The sequence below is a fragment of the Methylobacterium sp. HJ2 genome (assembly GCF_056431005.1).
This window is the reverse complement of record NZ_JBWJYM010000004.1, coordinates 82,831-97,687: the sequence shown is the minus strand read 5'-3', so window position 1 is coordinate 97,687 and position 14,857 is coordinate 82,831. Positions and strand designations below refer to the sequence as shown.

The following is a 14,857-nucleotide window of genomic DNA, read 5'->3' as shown; positions in this document are numbered from 1 at the left end:
CGGATCCGATGGCAGCGGGACTCCACGCCGACGCGACGGCACCGTTCACGGAGCGGCGCGGCTCTTCCGGGCTCGTCGCGGCCTTCCTGGTGGCGCTCGCGCTCCACCTCGCCGTGCTCCTCGCCGTGGCCTTCCTGCGCCTGACGGCGCCGCAGCCGCCGGGCGAGCAGCAGGTCACGATGGACTTGGCGCCGCTGATGACGGAATCGCCGACCGAAGCGCCGAGCATCCAGCAGCAGCAGGCGGAGATGCCGCCCGAGGCGAACCCGGTCGAGAAGCCGACCGAGGCCGAGACGCTGCCGCCCCCGCCCGACGTCGCCGCGGAGAAGCCGGTCGAGACCGCGACCGAGGCGCCGCCGCAGACACAGGCCCTCACCGAGGCGCCGCCGGACGCCGTGCCGGTGGAGCCCGAGAGCCAAGTGATCACCTCGACGGCGCCGGAGGCCGAGGCGCTGGCGCCGCCGCCCCCGGTCAAGGCCGAGGAGCCGAAGCCGGTGGAGCTGGAGAAGCCCAAGCCCGATCTCGCCAAGCTCAAGGCCGAGCGCGAGGCGAAGCTCAAGGCCGCGCGGGAGGCCAAGCGCCGCGAGGAGCTCGCCGAGGAACGGCGCGAGGCTCTGAAGGAAGCGAAGCTCAAGGCCGCGCGGGAGGCGAAGGCGCGCCAGCAGCGCGCGGTCGCCGGCGAGACCCGCAGCTCGGCCGCCTCCTCCAGCCAGAACGCGGCCGGGCGCGCGGCCTCCGGCAACGACCCGAGCGCGATGCGCCAGTGGACGGGCGCGATCAGCTCCGCGATCCACGGCCGGATGAGCACCAGCGCCGCGACCGGCACCGCGGGCGGCACCGCGCTCGTGCGGTTCACCGTGATGCGCTCGGGGCAGGTGACCGGCGCCGGGCTCGCGCGCAGCAGCGGGATCGGGCCGATCGACAGCGCCGCCCTCGCCGCCGTGCGGGGCAGCCTGCCCGCCGCCCCGCCCGGCGTCAGTCAAGCGAGCCTGACGGTGACCATCCCGCTGAACTTCCGAGTGCGCTGAGCCGGCCCGTGCGACAGGTCGGGGTTTATCGCTCGCGCAAGGCATATATCAGGAGTTGCAGAAGCCTATTTCACAGGTGATGTGCAGGCCGAACGTTCGCCTTTTCGGTCATCTGTGCTACGTCATCTCTGAACGATCCCGCGAACGTGCCTCGGCGCTGTTTGCCGGGACGGAGCGACGGCCCCCTCCCCCCTCCCCAGGGCCGGACCCGCATCAGCCGGCTTGTCCCGCGCATCCTTCGCGCGCCGGATCTGCGGCGGGCAGAAAGGGATACGATGAGCCAAGAGACCGAGACAGAGATCGAGATCGAGGACGACGAGAACGAAGTCCGCGACCTCGAGGCTGAGGCGAAGGCGAAGGCCGAGAACCGCGCCGAGCGTGCGGAGCGGGCCGAGCGCATGGCACGTGAGGGCGCCCAGGCGATGGCCGAGCACCATGCGCAGATCAAGGCCGTGGACGAGCGCACGGTGCGCCTCCGGTCGCTGCGTCTCGCCCGGGAGGCTGCCGAGGCCCAGGCCAAGACGGCCAAGGCGGCGGCCGCCGCCACGGCCAAGAAATCCGCGTCCAAGGCGAAGCCGTCCTCCAAGAAGGCCTGAGGTCCGACCGATGGCAGACCTGCGCAACCGCCGCGGCTCCGATCCGAGGCAGACCGCCGAAGCCGCGTTCAAGGCGGTGACGACCCGCAAGCCGGACGCGCCCGCCGCCCCCGCAGCGGTGGCGCCGCCGCCGCCGGGCGCCCGCGAATCCGTAACGCTCCGTCTGGACCGCGCCGTGCTGGAGCATTTCCAGAAGGACGGCCCGGGTTGGCAGGACCGGATCAACGCCGCCCTCAAGGCGCTCGTCGCCGTCTGAGCCTGCTCCTCTCGCGATCAGCGCAGGCCGCGCCGGGCGCGGTTCACCGCCCGGTCGAGGGCGCCCAAGAAAGCCGAGCGATCGCGGGCGGTGAACGGCTTGGGGCCCCCGGTGACCATGCCGGCCTCGCGGAGATCCTGCATCAGGTTGCGTGTGGCCAGCGCGAGGCCGACGCCGGCCTCGCTGAACGGCTTTCCGTTCGGCGCGAGCGCCGCCGCGCCGGCCTTGACGCAGCGGCTCGCGAGCGGAACGTCCGAGGTCACGACGACGGCGCCCGGGCCTGCGCGCTCAGCGATCCAGTCGTCGGCCGCATCGAAGCCGTCGCTCACCACCACGAGTTCGATCCAGGGCTCGCGCGGCAGGTTGAGAAAGCTATTGGCCACCACGTAGACGTGAACGCCGTAGCGCCCGGCCACGCGGAAGCACTCGTCCTTCACCGGGCAGGCATCGGCATCGATGTAGAGCGCGGGGTTCGCCGCGACGGCCTCGGTCGTCATGATCCTAGTCCTTCGGAACGAGGCGGGCGGAAAAGTTCAGCCCGATCAGGATCGCACCGAGGGCGAATTGCCACTTTTCGATGTCGCCGCCGATCGAGATGACGACGGCGTGCCCGATCACGATCAGCCCGGCGAGCGGCAAGCCGAAGCGGAGGGCGCCGCGCAGCACGCGCAGCCCCGGCGCAGGACGATCGGCCCGAGGTTTTGCCATCAGCTCCGGCCTGCCGTGACGATCTCGGGGACCGGTCGCGCCGGGGCCGACGCGTCGAACGTCGCCGCGGCCGGCCGTTCGAGGGTCGCGATGGCCAAGGGCTGGCCGCGCCCGCGCAAGGCGTGCGCGCCGAGCGAGCGCGCGGCGATGCCCGCCGGCAGCGCGGGCAGCCGGTCGAGCAGGTCCTGCGAGATCAGGATTCCGGTGCCGAGCGGCCGGCACAGCGCCTCGATGCGTGCGGTCACGTTCACCGCGTCGCCGAAATACGCGATCTTGTGCCGGTCGACCCCGACCTCGGCGGTCACCACCGAGCCGCCGTGCAGGGCCGCGCGCAGCCGCGGCACCGTGCCGAAGCGGCCGATCCAGGCATCGGAATCCGCCTCGATCCTGTCGAGCACGTCGAACACGCAGGCCACGCAGCGGGCCCGTTTGAGACCTCGCTCCATCGGCCAAGTGATCATCGCCAGGTCGCCGATATAATCGTCGATCGAGCCGACGTTGCGCCGGACCGGCTCGGCCAGGGCCGTGAAGATCGCGCTGAGATATTCCTGCGCCCGCAGGTCGCCATGCGCCTCGGCGAAGGCCGTCGAGCCGACGACGTCGAGGAACAGGAAGATCCGCTCCTCCTCGACCGGCCGGTGATAGCGGCCGGCCATGAGGTTCACGAAGACCTCGGCGCCGATCAGGTCGCGCATCCGGATCACGAAGACGAGCAGCGCCGAGACGGCCAGCGCGTAGGTGAGCATCCGCGGCGTGGTGCGCACGGCCTCGTGGAGGGGGTCGCTGGTCAGGCCGAAGGTCCAGACCACGAAGCCGCCGACCGCGGTGCCCGCGACGATCATCGCCACGTAGGCGAGTTCGGCCGCCGGGACGAACAGCAGGGCCGGCAGGCGGCGGATCCGTGCCTGCAGGCCGGCCAGGATCAAGCCCCGGTCGAAGGCGAGGGCCGTTCCGCCGACGCACAGGCCGTAGGCGAGCCCGGCCAGCGGCGAGGTGCCGGCCACGAAGATGATGTTGTAGACGAGCCCCGCGCCCGCCGCCGCGAGGAGGATCAGCGCCCAGAACCAGCGATGCTGCGGCAGCATCCTACGCCCCCCGTGCCCCAAGCGGCGACAGCCGGTTCCGCCGAGCGCCCGGACGGAGGCGCGGCCCTGGCCAAAAGTCCAACGCCCGCGGCGCGTCCCGCCCCATTGCTCATAGCCCCTTGATGGCGTGAATAAGGCGCCGCACGTGCCATGCCGGGTCCGCGACGTCGATCCGGTGCGGGGATCGGCCGGGCCGGCGACCTCGCGCGGCGTCCGGGCGACCGACACCAAGGAGTTCCAAGATGCACGCCAGAAGCTTCGGCTCGACCGGCGTCAGCGTTCCCGTCATCGGCCAGGGATCGTGGCGCATCGACGTGACGGCGCGCGCTGCCGCCGTCGAAGCCCTGCGGGCCGGCATCGACGCGGGCATGACGCATCTCGACACCGCCGAGATGTACGGCGACGGCGAGGCCATCGTCGGCGAGGCGATCGCGGGCCTGCGCGAGGAGGTCTTCCTCGTCTCCAAGGTGGTGCCGGGCAACGCGACGCGCCGGGGCACGGTGCGGGCCTGCGAGGCCTCGTTGCGCCGGCTCGGCACCGACAGGCTCGACTGCTACCTGCTCCACTGGCCGGGCCACCATCCGCTGGAGGAGACCATCGCGGGGTTCGAGGACCTGCGTCGCGACGGCAAAATCCTGTCCTGGGGCCTCAGCAATTTCGACGTGGACGATCTGGAGCGCGCCCTGCGTATCGCCGGGCCGTACCGCATCGCCTGCAACCAAGTGCTCTACCATCTCGGCGAACGGGCGATCGAGCACGCGGTCCTGCCCTGGTGCACGCGCAACGGCGTCGCCCTCGTCGGCTACTCTCCGTTCGGCAGCGGCGATTTCCCCGATCCGGCGAGCGTGGGCGGCCGCGTGCTCTCGGGCATCGCCGAGGCCCACGCCACCACCGCCTACGCGGTCGCCCTCGCCTTCCTGACCCGGCTGGAGAACACCTTCACGATCCCGAAGACCGGCCGTGCCGCGCGCGCGATCGAGAATGCCTCGGCCGCCGACCTGCATCTGAACGCCGCCGAGATCGCGTTGATCGAAGCGCATTTCCCGCGCGGGCCCCGGCCGCGCGCCCTGCCCATGCTGTGAGCCGCGGCAGGGACCGCGCTAGTCTCCGATCCCGAACAGCTTCTCGATGAAGTTGCGATCCTCGCGCGGGGCGGCCTCACGCCGGCGGGGCGGCGGTGCCGACGCGGGCGCCGGCGCGGTGCCGAAGATCTGGCCCAGAACCGTCTCCGGGCCACTCGCGCTCGCCACCGCCGAGGTCGTCTCGGGTGCCTTGCGCCAGCGGTTCAGGCCCGGCAGCGGAACCGGCGCCTGGCCCTTCAACGCGGTGGTCATGTAGGTCTTCCAGATCTCGACCGGCAGGTTGCCGCCTGACGCCTTCTTGGTCGGCTCCCCGTCGTCGTTGCCGAGCCAGATTCCGGTCACGAGGCTGCCGGAATAGCCGATGAACCACGCGTCGCGAAAATCCTGGCTGGTGCCGGTCTTGCCCGCGAGGTCCCAGCCGGGGATCTCCCCCTTCTTGGCGGTGCCGATCACGAAGGTCTCGTGCATCATGGCATTCATCATGCCGACCGCGTTCGGGTCGATGACACGGCCGAGGCCGCCATCCGTGCGCTTGTAGAGGACCTTCCCGTCGGGGCCCTTCACCGAGGCGACCACGTAGGGGATCACCCCGGTCCCGCCATTGGCGAAGGCCCCGTAGGCGCCGACCATCTCCAGCGGGGTCACCTCCGAGGTGCCGAGCGCGATCGAACCGTTGGCCTGGAGCGGCGACGAGATGCCGAGGCGCTGCGCCGTCTGGACCACGGCCTTCGGGCCGACCTCCTGGCCGAGCCGGACCGCCACGGTGTTCAGCGAGAGCGCCAGCGCGGTGCGCAAGGTGACGGGTCCCTCGTAGCGGTGCGAGTAGTTCTCCGGCTGCCAGGTCCCGATCTTGATCGGCGCGTCGTCGCGCACGCTGTCCGGCGTGGCGCCGCGCTCGACGGCCGCGAGGTAGACGAACGGCTTGAAGGACGATCCGGGTTGGCGCTTGGCCGTGGTGGCGCGGTTGAACTGGCTCTGCGCGTAGTCGCGCCCGCCGATCAGCGCCCGGATCGCCCCATCCGGCCGCATCGACACCAGGGCGCCCTGGCCGACGTTGTAGCGCCCGCCCTGCTTGTTCAGCTCATCGACGAGCGCCTTCTCGGCCGCCGCCTGCAGCCCGGTATCGACCGTGGTCTGCACAACGATGTCGCTCTCGAACTTGCCGACGAAATCGTCGAGCACGTCCATCACGAGATCGGCCACGTAATTGGCGGAGCCGCCGCCGCGCGCGTTGGCGGGCCGGGCCGGCTGGGCCAGCGCGACCTTGGCGTCCTGAGCCGGGATGAAGCCGAGCTCCTGCATCGCCGCCAGAACCTGCGCCGCCCGCACCTGCGCGGCCGGCAGGTTGCGGTTCGGCGCGAGGCGGGACGGTGCCTGGACGAGGCCGCCGAGCATCGCCGCCTCGGCGAGGCTGACGCTCTTGGCGGGCTTGCCGAAATAGCGCTGCGCCGCCGCCTCGACGCCGTAGGCGCCGGCGCCGAAATAGACCCGGTTCAGGTAGAGCTCGAGGATCTCGTCCTTGCTGTACTTGTGCTCGAGCCAGAGAGCCAGGATCGCCTCCTGGATCTTGCGCGACGCCGAGCGCTCGGGCGTCAGGAACAGGTTCTTGGCGAGCTGCTGGGTCAGGGTCGAGCCGCCCTGCGCCACGCCGCGGCGGGTCAGGTTCTGGCCGATCGCCCGCAGGATGCCCACCGGATCGACGCCGAAATGGCTGTAGAAGCGCCGGTCCTCGATCGCCACGAAGGCGCGCGGAAGGTAGGGCGGCAGCTCCTTGATCCCGACGACGCGTCCGCCCGTCTCGCCGCGATTGGCCAGCAGCGAGCCGTCGCTCGCCAGGATCGCGATGTTGGGCGGGCGCTTGGGCACGCTGAGCTGATCGATCGGCGGCAATTGGGAGGCGTGATAGGCGACGAGGCCGGCGATCCCGATCACCGCCCAGAGGCCGAGCACGACGCCCGCATAGACCACGCGCCCGAGCACCGAGGCGCGGCGCTTGGGCAGCTTGCGCGTCGCCGCGCGGCGCTCCTTCGGCGCCGCGCCGGCACCGGGCGCCGTCTTTCGCTTGCTGCCGCCCGCCACGCCGCCTCCCGCCCGATCCCGTTGCGACAGCCTCAGGTCGAGGGCGCCGGGTGCCGAGACGCGCCCCTCGGGCACGTCGAAATTCGGCTCCTCCCGACGATCCCGTCCGCGTCCCTTCGCCATGCGCTCGTCTGATCCTGAGGCTGCACCGGATGGGCCGGCATTCCCCTGGGGCGCCGCCGGCTCTCGTGCACCCGCAACGGCACCGTAAATGCGGCGGGTTTAAGGGGCGTTAACCTGCTGTTTCCCAAGGTCTTGAAGGGGTTATCGATTTTGCGCACCCCGCGCGGCCGTCACCTCGGGTGTGCGGCTCGCCGAGGCCGGCCGCCGCGCCGGTCACACCCCGAACCGGGGAATTCGCTAAATTGCGAGGCAATTCCGGAAGACGATCTTTCGAGGGGCATGCTTGGGTGTCGTCACGAGGTGAAACGATGATCAGCGCATTGCAGATTGCGGCCCGCGGACTGCGCGACGCCGAGACACGCTTCTCCGCCGCCAGCGGCGACTTGGCCCGTCTCGGCACAGGGCCGGCCCAGCCCGGCTCTCCCGGCGCCGGCTCGGTCGATCCCGCCGGGACGGTGGTCGATCTCGTCGCGTCCCGGGCAACCTTCGAGGCGAACGCAGCGGTGCTGCGCAGTGCCGAACGGATGTCGCGCTACCTCCTCGATATGCGGGTCTAGGATCATGTTCCACGAACGGCGTTCGGTCCCGCGCGCGCGGATCGAAGAGAGCGGGCTGATCACGATCGACGAGCACACGTCGATCCCCTGCCTGATCTACGACCTGTCGGAACGCGGGGTCCGTCTGGTCTCCCTCGACGCCACCGCCGTGCCGGCGACCTTCCTGCTTGCAGCGACCCGGTTCGCCGAGGCCGTGGTCTGCAGCGTGGTCTGGCGGACCCAGGAGGAGATCGGCGCCCGCATCGACGGCGAGGCCGCCTGAGCCATGCGACCCAGATCCATCCCAAGCCCGATGCCGGTCGCTGTCCCCCGACCCGAGCCGCGGAACGCGGACCTGCCGGGGCGGCGGCGGATCCGCCGCCGCGACGTGCTGCGCTTCGGTACGCTGATCGTCCAGCCCGACGGCACCACCCGCTCGTGCCTCGTCTGGGACGCGTCCGAGACCGGGGCAAGAATCGAGATCGAGGGCCTTCCGGACCTGCCGGTGGGCCTGCAGATCGCCCTCGGCGAAGAGCCGCCCCGGGTGGCCACGGTGGTCTGGCAGGAGGGGCGGACGCTCGGCCTGCGCTTCGACCAGGAGGAAGGCGCGACCTGAGGGGCCCCGCCGCGCGGCCGGCTCGACCGCCGCGGCCGATGAACCGATCGCATGCGGGCGGGTTCTCAGGGAGCCCCGCCCTCGCCGAGACGCGCCCGATGCGAAGCCCGATCGCCCTTCTGCTGATCCTCGCGGCCGTACCTGCCGAGGCGCGCCCCGACACGACGGCCATGACCTGCGGCCAAGCCCGCGGCGCGGTGCAGCGCTCCGGCGCCGTCGTCCTCGGCACCGGGGGCCCGACCTACGACCGCTTCGTGCGCGATCGCGGTTTCTGCGAGGCCACCGAATTCACGAAGGCCGGTTTCGCGCCGACGCGGGATAACCCGCGCTGCTTCGTCGGCTATACCTGCTTCGAGCCGGGCGCGAGCGACTGGCCCGGAGAGTATTGAGGCTGCGCACAAGAACGCCCCGGCGATCGGCCGGGGCGCTCCATGCTTCGGCAAAGGACCGATTTTACGCGGCCTTCTGCACCTCACCCTCGATCGCCGGGGCCTCACCCGAACGGCCGGTCGCGATCTGGATCTGACGCGGCTTCTTCGCCTCCGGGATCTCGCGGACGAGATCGATGTGGAGGAGGCCGTTCTCCAGCACCGCACCCGTCACCTGGACGTAGTCGGCGAGCTGGAACCGGCGCTCGAAGCCGCGGGCGGCAATGCCCTGATGCAGGACCTCGACGCGCTTAGCGGCATCGGGCTTGCGCTCGCCCTTCAGCGTCAGCGCATTCTCCTTGACCTCGATCGACAGATCGGCGTCCGTGAAGCCGGCAACCGCGACCGTGATCCGGTAGGCGTTCTCGCCGGTGCGCTCGATGTTGTAGGGCGGGTAGGTCGGCACGCTGTCGGCGGCTACGAACTGGTCGAGGGCCGAGAACAGGCGGTCGAAGCCGACGGTGGAGCGATAGAGGGGGGCAAGATCGAACTGACGCATAACATATCCTCCGGAGAGCAACATGCTTCTCTGCATTGGTGCTGGTCCGCCCGAGGGCCGGACCGTCCTCGTGCCGCCGACTGGCCGGCACGGTCGGAATATCGGTGCGGCCGAAAACTGCTTCAAGACCCGCAACCGCCTCTCCTGGGGCGCCGATACGATTTTTTTGTCCCCGCAGCCGTTGTCGCCGCGAACCCGACCTTGAGGCCGACGAACCGATGCTGACTCTCGACTCGACGCCCGGCAACCCGGTGCCGCCCTACGGGACGCTGATCGCGGTCCAGACCCGGGACGGCTGCGCTCTGCGCGCCGCCTATTGGCGCGCGTCCGCCCGCAGCCGAAAGGGGACCGTCTGCCTGCTCCAGGGCCGGGCCGAGTTCATCGAGAAGTATTACGAGACGATCGCCGAGCTGATCGCGCGGGGCTTCGACGTGGTGGCGTTCGACTGGCGCGGTCAAGGCGAATCCTGCCGGCAGGTCGACGATCCGCATAAGGGTCATGTCGCCCGCTTCGACGATTACCGCCTCGACCTGAAGGCGATCGAGGACACGATCCTGCTCCCGTTGATGCCCGAGCCCTATTTCGGCCTCGCCCATTCCATGGGCGGCTGCGTCGCGCTCACCGGAGCGCTCGAGGGCTGGCTGCCCTTCGCCCGCCTCGTCACGGTGGCCCCGATGCTGTCGATCCGGATGGTGCGCTGGCCGGCGACCGCCTCGGCGCTGGCGCGGCTGCTGCAGCGTCTCGGTCTCGGCCGGGCCTACATCCCGTTCGGCAAGCCGGTCTCGATCGCGACGAACCCCTATCCCGGCAACCGGCTGTCGCGCGATCCGGCCCGCTACGCCCGCAATGCCGCGGCCGCCCGGAGCGTCGGGGCCGGTGCGGTCGGCGATCCGACCGTGGCGTGGCTGGCCGGCGCCTTCCGGGCGATGGCGCGCCTGCGCGATCCGCGCGCCGCGCCGCGCATCGCCACCCCCACCCTGATCGTGGCCGCAGGCGCCGATCCCGTCTGCGGCACGCCGGCGGCCGAGCGCTTCGCGGCGCGACTGAAGGCGGGGTCGATCCTCGTCCTGCCCGATGCCCGGCACGAGATCCTCACCGAGCGCGATCCGATCCGTCAGGATTTCTGGGCCGCCTTCGACGCCTTCGTGCCGGGAAGTCCCGTGCCGGGCATCCCGGTGGCGGCAGGTCCCGAACGCCGACGGGAGGGCGTGGCGCGCCACCCCGTACCGGCCGAGATGGCGTGAGGCTCAATCGTCGCTCTCGGCGCCGAGATCCTTCGGTCGCACGAAGCGTTCGATCCGGCCGGATCCCCAAGGCATGTCGGCCCAGGATGGGACGTCGAGATCGATGACGGCGAGCGACGCGGTCGGGAACTGCGTCTCCAGCCGCGCGCGCACGTCGCTCTCGCCGCTTCCCGTCAGGTCTACCGCGAAATCCTGCAGCCCGGGGTTGTGGCCGACGACGAGCAGCGTCGCGGCGGCGTCCGGAGCGGTCCGGATCGCATCACGGATGCGGCCCGCGCTCGCTTCGTAGATCATCGGGACGATGTCGCGTGGGATGTCGCCCAGCACGTCGCGCACGGCGTCCCAGGTCTCGACGGTGCGCCGCGCGGGAGAGACCAGCGCGTGGTCGGGACGCAGGCCCGCCTCGGCCATGTAGGCGGCGATCCGCGGAGCGGTCTGGCGCCCGCGCGGATTGAGCGGCCTGTCGGGATCCGCCACTCCGGGCGGCCGGTCGGACTTGGCGTGTCGCAGCAGGATCAGGCGGCGCATCAGCGGAACCCGACAACGGCGTGCGGAACGTAGGACGCCTCGAGGGCGGCGATCTCGTCATCCGTCAGGGCCAAGTCGAGAGCCGCGACGGCGTCGTCGAGATGCTGCGGCTTGGACGCCCCGACGATCGGAGCGGCGACGCCCGGCTGCGCCGCGACCCAGGCCAGCGCCACCTGCGCCCGCGGCACCCCGCGCGTCGCGGCGATCCGCGCCACGGCCTCGACCACCTGCCGGTCGGCCTGCGCGGTCGCGCCGTAGAGGGTCTCGCCGAACGTATCGGTCTCCTGCCGGGCCGAGCCCGCGTCCCAGTCGCGGGTCAGGCGTCCGCGGGCGAGAGGGCTCCAGGGGAGGAGGGCTATGCCCTGGTCGGCGCAGAGCGGCAGCATCTCGCGCTCCTCCTCGCGGTGCAGGAGGTTGAGGTGGTTCTGCATGGTCGAAAACCGCGTCCAGTTGTGCCGATCCGCGGTGAAGAGCGCCTTGGCGAACTGCCACGCAAACATCGACGAGGCGCCGATGGAGCGGGCTTTCCCGGCCTTCACCACGTCGTGCAGCGCCTCCAGCGTCACCTCGATCGGCGTGTCGTAGTCCCAGCGGTGGATCTGGTAGAGGTCGACGTAATCGGTGCCGAGGCGCTTCAGAGAGGCGTCGATCGCCTGGAAGATCGCCTTGCGCGAGAGCCCTCCCGCATTCGGCGCGTCGGTCAGCGGGTAATAGACCTTGGTGGCCAGCACGATCGCGTCGCGATGGGCGAAGTCCTTCAGCGCGCGGCCGACGATCTCCTCGGAGGTGCCGTCCGAGTAGTAGTTCGCCGTGTCGAAGAAGTTGATCCCGAGATCGAGCGCCCTGCGGATCAACGGCCGGCTCTCGGCCTCGGGCAGCGTCCAGGGATGGGGGCCACGCTCGGGAACGCCGTAGGTCATGCAGCCGAGGCACAGGCCCGACACGTCGAGGCCGGTCCGGCCGAGCTTTCTCATCTTCATGCCGCGCGCATCCCGCTCCCGCCCCCGTCGCCCCCTATCTGGGCCGGCGGGGCGCGATGGCGAGGCCGTTCAGCCGCCGCGGCCCTCGCGCCGCATCATGAAGGCGAGCTTCTCGAACAGGCTGACGTCCTGCTCGTTCTTCAGGAGCGCGCCGTGCAGCGGCGGGATCAGCTTGCGGCCGTCGCGCTCGCGCAGCGTCTCCGGCGAGATGTCCTCGGAGACGAGGAGCTTGAGCCAGTCGAGCAGCTCCGAGGTCGAGGGCTTCTTCTTGAGGCCCGGCACCTCGCGGGTCTCCAGGAAGACGCGCAGCGCCTCCTCGACCAGCCGGTGCTTGATGCCTGGATAATGCACCGCGACGATGCGCTGCAGCGTCTCGGCGTCCGGGAACTTGATGTAGTGGAAGAAGCAGCGCCGCAGGAAGGCGTCGGGCAATTCCTTCTCGTTGTTCGAGGTGATGATCACCACCGGGCGCCGCTCGGCCCGCACGGTCTCGCCGGTCTCGTAGACGTGGAACTCCATCCGGTCGAGTTCGGTCAGGAGGTCGTTCGGGAACTCGATATCCGCCTTGTCGATCTCGTCGATGAGCAGGACCGGGCGCTGCGGCGCGGTGAAGGCCTCCCAGAGCTTGCCGCGCCGGATGTAGTGGGCGATGTCCGACACGCGCGGGTCGCCGAGCTGGGAATCGCGCAGGCGCGAGACCGCGTCGTACTCGTAGAGGCCCTGCTGCGCCTTGGTCGTCGACTTGACGTTCCAGGTCAGGAGGGGCGCCCCGAGGCCGCGGGCGATCTCCTCGGCCAGAACCGTCTTGCCGGTGCCGGGCTCGCCCTTCACCAGCAGCGGGCGCTCCAGCACGATCGCGGCGTTGACGGCGGCGGTCAGGTCCGGGGTCGCGACGTAGGTCTCGGTTCCGGCAAAGCGCATCGTGGGCCTTCCTGATCAAGCGGTGCGGGCGAGGTAGGCTGCGCCGCGCGTCCGGGCAAGCGGGGCCGCGCGCGGGCCCATGCGAGGCCCGGCCCGGCTCAGACCTTCTTGGGATCGAACCAGATGCAGCTCTTCGAGAGCTGCTGCAGGTTCAGCTCCGAGCTGGTCTGCGGCGCCACCTGGCCGTTGATGGCGATGTTGACCTGGGTGAGCACGTCGCTGCCGAACTTCTGCGGGTGCGAGTAGTAGCAGTACTGCGATTCCGGGACCTTCTCGTCGCCCTTGAACTGCCAGCCGGTGACGATGTTGCCGTCGAGGTAGGGCACCGCCTTGAACACCGTGAAGGTGGTGCGGACCGCGGCGTTGCCGGCCTCGCCCTTGGACTGGTTGGCGACCACCGAGGCGAAGTCGGGCTTGGAGGGCGCGGCGATGGGCTGGTCGAGCTTCAGCACGTTGTCGGTCAGGGTGACCTCGCCCTTGGTCTTGATCGTCACGTCCGAGAGCGCCGCCTGCATCGCCTGGGCGATGCGCTCGGCCGCCGACTCGTACTGGTTGAGATAGGCCCAGCCATAGGCGCCCGCCCCGATGCCGATGCCGGCGAGCGCCGCGAAGGCCCCCGCCCCGAGCGCCCGGTACAGGAAGGCGCGCGCGGCCACGATGCGGGACTCGGCGCGCAGGCGCCCGTTGACGTTCTGGGCCAGCACGATGTTCTCGGGCGTGCCCGGCGTGTGGATCGTCATGCCCCGGCTCCGGCGCTGGCATTGGCGGGCGCGGCGCTCGGCACCGCCACCGGCGCCGCCTGCACGGGCTGGCGCCGGTCGAGCGGGATCACCGCGCCGGTCGCGGCGACCTCACGCGGCTTCTCCTGCACGAGGCCGATCTCCTGCCGCAGCCCGTCGCCGAGCTGCGCGATCAGGTAGGGCGTGGCCGCCGGGTCGATCGTCGCGCCGAGATCGTCCTCGTCCATGAAGGTCTTGCGCACCGAGACCGCACAGAGGGCGAGGATGGTCGAGGCGAAGGCGGCGCAGAGCGCGGGCACGAAGACGAAGATGCGCAGGAAGGCATGGACCTGGGCGTCGGTCACCTCGATCGGGTCGACGCCGTAGACCATCGCGGTGAAGGAATGCAGCTGCGAGCGGTTGACCGCGTTGCGGTAGGCCTGCTCGGCATCGGCCACGCGGCGCTCGGCGGCGCCGCGGTCGAGCTGGGCCCGGGCCTTGCGCGCCTCCTCCAGCTCCTTCGTCACCGCGCTCCGGTCAGTGCCCGCCTTGGCGACGCTGGCCGAGAGGGTCGCGGTGCGGGGATCGGTGACGCATTTCAGGTTCTGGTAGCGCACGCCGCGGCTGTTGGTGCCGAACACCTTCTCGCAGCGCTGGGCCGGGAGCGAAGAGAGCTGCGCGGCGTTGTCGGCGGCCCGCTTCTCGATCTGATCGAGCTCGGTCGTGTATTGCTGCACCCGGGCGTCGGCCGAGGCGATGCGGTTGTCGATCGTGCCCCGGTCGGCCTGCGCGTCCTTCAGGGCGGTCTTGGTCTTGGCGGCGTCCATCAGGCGGGGATGGAACATCATCTCGCCGAGCTGCGACACCGACTTGGTGGTCACCCCCGCCGCGAACAGGATGCCGAGGATCGCCAGCCCGCGGATGACGTAGGAGCGCTGCGTGCGCGCCAGGATGCCGAGCGGCACGCGGCAGAGCTCGACCGCCGCGTAGACGACGGGCGCGAGCAGCATGAAGTAGAAGGCGCGCGAATCCCCGTCGCTGTAGACGGAGGCGAACAGCCACGCCCCGGCGAGCGAGGCGCCGATGACCATGAACTCGACGAGATAGGCGATCCCGACGTAGCCCCACTTGATGCGGTAGCCCCGCTCGACGTCGCGCTCGTGCTTCCACCGGACGGACTCGAGAGACCAGGCGCGACGCTCGCGCTGGACCTCCCGGCTCGGAGGTGTGTTTCGCATGGGGGTCTCGTGGCTCTTAACGACGCGACGGAAGGTGGGAGCGTTACCCTTCGTTAACCGTCGCGTGTATCCACATAATGTGCCGTTTTTGCGCCGATTCGGTTCGATCCACCGAATCCCCGCCCGGTGGCGCAAATGCCTCACCCGGGGCCGCCGCCGGGCTCGGTCCGGCTTGCTCCGGGGCGCCCCGC

Annotated in this window: 19 protein-coding genes; 9 read left to right on the top strand and 10 right to left on the bottom strand. The window is 70.8% G+C overall.

What is annotated here, in order from left to right:
* Positions 1-8: 8 nt before the first annotated feature.
* The 3 genes from ACS5RC_RS11645 (at position 9) to ACS5RC_RS11635 (ending at position 1,880) form a co-directional block, all read left to right on the top strand.
* On the top strand, positions 9-1,028 hold the full coding sequence (locus ACS5RC_RS11645; protein ID WP_478344025.1) for an energy transducer TonB family protein: 1,020 nt from the start codon (positions 9-11) through the stop codon (positions 1,026-1,028).
* Positions 1,029-1,303: 275 nt separating this feature from the next.
* Complete coding sequence (locus ACS5RC_RS11640) at positions 1,304-1,624, top strand: hypothetical protein (protein WP_478344024.1); 321 nt, start codon at positions 1,304-1,306, stop codon at positions 1,622-1,624.
* A gap of 10 nt (positions 1,625-1,634) precedes the next feature.
* Positions 1,635-1,880, top strand: a complete 246-nt coding sequence (locus ACS5RC_RS11635; RefSeq protein ID WP_478344023.1) for a BrnA antitoxin family protein — start codon at positions 1,635-1,637, stop codon at positions 1,878-1,880.
* A gap of 17 nt (positions 1,881-1,897) precedes the next feature.
* On the opposite strand, the gene ACS5RC_RS11630 is transcribed toward ACS5RC_RS11635, so the two are convergent.
* From ACS5RC_RS11630 to ACS5RC_RS11620, 3 genes are read right to left on the bottom strand one after another with little or no spacing between them, the layout of a single operon-like run.
* Complete coding sequence (locus ACS5RC_RS11630) at positions 1,898-2,377, bottom strand: YaiI/YqxD family protein (protein ID WP_478344022.1); 480 nt, start codon at positions 2,375-2,377, stop codon at positions 1,898-1,900.
* A 4-nt stretch (positions 2,378-2,381) separates the two neighbouring features.
* Positions 2,382-2,588 carry a hypothetical protein gene (locus ACS5RC_RS11625; protein WP_478344021.1) on the bottom strand — a complete coding sequence of 69 codons (207 nt, stop codon included), beginning with the start codon at positions 2,586-2,588 and terminating at the stop codon, positions 2,382-2,384.
* Positions 2,588-3,673, bottom strand: a complete 1,086-nt coding sequence (locus ACS5RC_RS11620) for an adenylate/guanylate cyclase domain-containing protein (RefSeq protein WP_478344020.1) — start codon at positions 3,671-3,673, stop codon at positions 2,588-2,590. The genes ACS5RC_RS11625 and ACS5RC_RS11620 overlap by 1 nt, the downstream gene beginning before the upstream one ends.
* 242 nt (positions 3,674-3,915) lie before the next feature.
* On the opposite strand from ACS5RC_RS11620, the gene ACS5RC_RS11615 reads away from it, so the two are divergent.
* Positions 3,916-4,755 (top strand): aldo/keto reductase, encoded by an 840-nt coding sequence (locus ACS5RC_RS11615; RefSeq protein WP_478344019.1) that lies wholly within the window; start codon positions 3,916-3,918, stop codon positions 4,753-4,755.
* A gap of 18 nt (positions 4,756-4,773) precedes the next feature.
* On the opposite strand, the gene ACS5RC_RS11610 is transcribed toward ACS5RC_RS11615, so the two are convergent.
* Positions 4,774-6,957 carry a transglycosylase domain-containing protein gene (locus ACS5RC_RS11610; RefSeq protein WP_478344018.1) on the bottom strand — a complete coding sequence of 728 codons (2,184 nt, stop codon included), beginning with the start codon at positions 6,955-6,957 and terminating at the stop codon, positions 4,774-4,776.
* 308 nt (positions 6,958-7,265) lie between these two features.
* Between ACS5RC_RS11610 and ACS5RC_RS11605 the strand changes: the two genes are divergently transcribed.
* From ACS5RC_RS11605 to ACS5RC_RS11590, 4 genes are all read left to right on the top strand, one after another.
* On the top strand, positions 7,266-7,514 hold the full coding sequence (locus ACS5RC_RS11605; protein ID WP_478344017.1) for a hypothetical protein: 249 nt from the start codon (positions 7,266-7,268) through the stop codon (positions 7,512-7,514).
* A 4-nt stretch (positions 7,515-7,518) separates the two neighbouring features.
* Positions 7,519-7,776 (top strand): PilZ domain-containing protein, encoded by a 258-nt coding sequence (locus tag ACS5RC_RS11600; RefSeq protein WP_478344016.1) that lies wholly within the window; start codon positions 7,519-7,521, stop codon positions 7,774-7,776.
* Between the two features lie 30 nt (positions 7,777-7,806).
* Entirely contained in the window at positions 7,807-8,109 is a 303-nt protein-coding gene (locus ACS5RC_RS11595; RefSeq protein ID WP_478344015.1) for a PilZ domain-containing protein, read from the top strand.
* Between the two features lie 98 nt (positions 8,110-8,207).
* Positions 8,208-8,498, top strand: coding sequence for a hypothetical protein (locus ACS5RC_RS11590; protein ID WP_478344014.1), 291 nt, complete (start codon positions 8,208-8,210; stop codon positions 8,496-8,498).
* A 64-nt stretch (positions 8,499-8,562) separates the two neighbouring features.
* On the opposite strand, the gene ACS5RC_RS11585 is transcribed toward ACS5RC_RS11590, so the two are convergent.
* Positions 8,563-9,036: an Hsp20 family protein gene (locus ACS5RC_RS11585; protein WP_478344013.1), complete on the bottom strand. Its 474-nt coding sequence runs from the start codon at positions 9,034-9,036 to the stop codon at positions 8,563-8,565.
* Between the two features lie 218 nt (positions 9,037-9,254).
* On the opposite strand from ACS5RC_RS11585, the gene ACS5RC_RS11580 reads away from it, so the two are divergent.
* Positions 9,255-10,280, top strand: coding sequence for an alpha/beta fold hydrolase (locus tag ACS5RC_RS11580; protein ID WP_478344012.1), 1,026 nt, complete (start codon positions 9,255-9,257; stop codon positions 10,278-10,280).
* A gap of 3 nt (positions 10,281-10,283) precedes the next feature.
* On the opposite strand, the gene ACS5RC_RS11575 is transcribed toward ACS5RC_RS11580, so the two are convergent.
* The 5 genes from ACS5RC_RS11575 to ACS5RC_RS11555 all read right to left on the bottom strand — a co-directional run bounded on the left by ACS5RC_RS11575 (position 10,284) and on the right by ACS5RC_RS11555 (position 14,666).
* Positions 10,284-10,808 (bottom strand): SixA phosphatase family protein, encoded by a 525-nt coding sequence (locus tag ACS5RC_RS11575; protein WP_478344011.1) that lies wholly within the window; start codon positions 10,806-10,808, stop codon positions 10,284-10,286.
* Positions 10,808-11,788: an aldo/keto reductase gene (locus ACS5RC_RS11570; protein ID WP_478344010.1), complete on the bottom strand. Its 981-nt coding sequence runs from the start codon at positions 11,786-11,788 to the stop codon at positions 10,808-10,810. The genes ACS5RC_RS11575 and ACS5RC_RS11570 overlap by 1 nt, the downstream gene beginning before the upstream one ends.
* Before the next feature lie 69 nt (positions 11,789-11,857).
* Positions 11,858-12,709 (bottom strand): AAA family ATPase, encoded by an 852-nt coding sequence (locus ACS5RC_RS11565; protein ID WP_478344009.1) that lies wholly within the window; start codon positions 12,707-12,709, stop codon positions 11,858-11,860.
* A gap of 98 nt (positions 12,710-12,807) precedes the next feature.
* On the bottom strand, positions 12,808-13,449 hold the full coding sequence (locus ACS5RC_RS11560) for a hypothetical protein (protein WP_478344008.1): 642 nt from the start codon (positions 13,447-13,449) through the stop codon (positions 12,808-12,810).
* The gene (locus ACS5RC_RS11555; protein ID WP_478344007.1) at positions 13,446-14,666 is read right to left on the bottom strand and encodes an ATPase; all 1,221 of its coding nucleotides are present in this window, start codon (positions 14,664-14,666) and stop codon (positions 13,446-13,448) included. The genes ACS5RC_RS11560 and ACS5RC_RS11555 overlap by 4 nt, the downstream gene beginning before the upstream one ends.
* Positions 14,667-14,857 lie beyond the last annotated feature (191 nt).

Coding starts and splice junctions, on each gene's coding strand:
- ACS5RC_RS11645 (WP_478344025.1), top strand. CDS start 9: ATGGCAGCGGGACTCCACGCCGACGCGACGGCACCGTTCACGGAGCGG.
- ACS5RC_RS11640 (WP_478344024.1), top strand. CDS start 1,304: ATGAGCCAAGAGACCGAGACAGAGATCGAGATCGAGGACGACGAGAAC.
- ACS5RC_RS11635 (WP_478344023.1), top strand. CDS start 1,635: ATGGCAGACCTGCGCAACCGCCGCGGCTCCGATCCGAGGCAGACCGCC.
- ACS5RC_RS11630 (WP_478344022.1), bottom strand. CDS start 2,377: ATGACGACCGAGGCCGTCGCGGCGAACCCCGCGCTCTACATCGATGCC.
- ACS5RC_RS11625 (WP_478344021.1), bottom strand. CDS start 2,588: ATGGCAAAACCTCGGGCCGATCGTCCTGCGCCGGGGCTGCGCGTGCTG.
- ACS5RC_RS11620 (WP_478344020.1), bottom strand. CDS start 3,673: ATGCTGCCGCAGCATCGCTGGTTCTGGGCGCTGATCCTCCTCGCGGCG.
- ACS5RC_RS11615 (WP_478344019.1), top strand. CDS start 3,916: ATGCACGCCAGAAGCTTCGGCTCGACCGGCGTCAGCGTTCCCGTCATC.
- ACS5RC_RS11610 (WP_478344018.1), bottom strand. CDS start 6,957: ATGGCGAAGGGACGCGGACGGGATCGTCGGGAGGAGCCGAATTTCGAC.
- ACS5RC_RS11605 (WP_478344017.1), top strand. CDS start 7,266: ATGATCAGCGCATTGCAGATTGCGGCCCGCGGACTGCGCGACGCCGAG.
- ACS5RC_RS11600 (WP_478344016.1), top strand. CDS start 7,519: ATGTTCCACGAACGGCGTTCGGTCCCGCGCGCGCGGATCGAAGAGAGC.
- ACS5RC_RS11595 (WP_478344015.1), top strand. CDS start 7,807: ATGCCGGTCGCTGTCCCCCGACCCGAGCCGCGGAACGCGGACCTGCCG.
- ACS5RC_RS11590 (WP_478344014.1), top strand. CDS start 8,208: ATGCGAAGCCCGATCGCCCTTCTGCTGATCCTCGCGGCCGTACCTGCC.
- ACS5RC_RS11585 (WP_478344013.1), bottom strand. CDS start 9,036: ATGCGTCAGTTCGATCTTGCCCCCCTCTATCGCTCCACCGTCGGCTTC.
- ACS5RC_RS11580 (WP_478344012.1), top strand. CDS start 9,255: ATGCTGACTCTCGACTCGACGCCCGGCAACCCGGTGCCGCCCTACGGG.
- ACS5RC_RS11575 (WP_478344011.1), bottom strand. CDS start 10,808: ATGCGCCGCCTGATCCTGCTGCGACACGCCAAGTCCGACCGGCCGCCC.
- ACS5RC_RS11570 (WP_478344010.1), bottom strand. CDS start 11,788: ATGAAGATGAGAAAGCTCGGCCGGACCGGCCTCGACGTGTCGGGCCTG.
- ACS5RC_RS11565 (WP_478344009.1), bottom strand. CDS start 12,709: ATGCGCTTTGCCGGAACCGAGACCTACGTCGCGACCCCGGACCTGACC.
- ACS5RC_RS11560 (WP_478344008.1), bottom strand. CDS start 13,449: ATGACGATCCACACGCCGGGCACGCCCGAGAACATCGTGCTGGCCCAG.
- ACS5RC_RS11555 (WP_478344007.1), bottom strand. CDS start 14,666: ATGCGAAACACACCTCCGAGCCGGGAGGTCCAGCGCGAGCGTCGCGCC.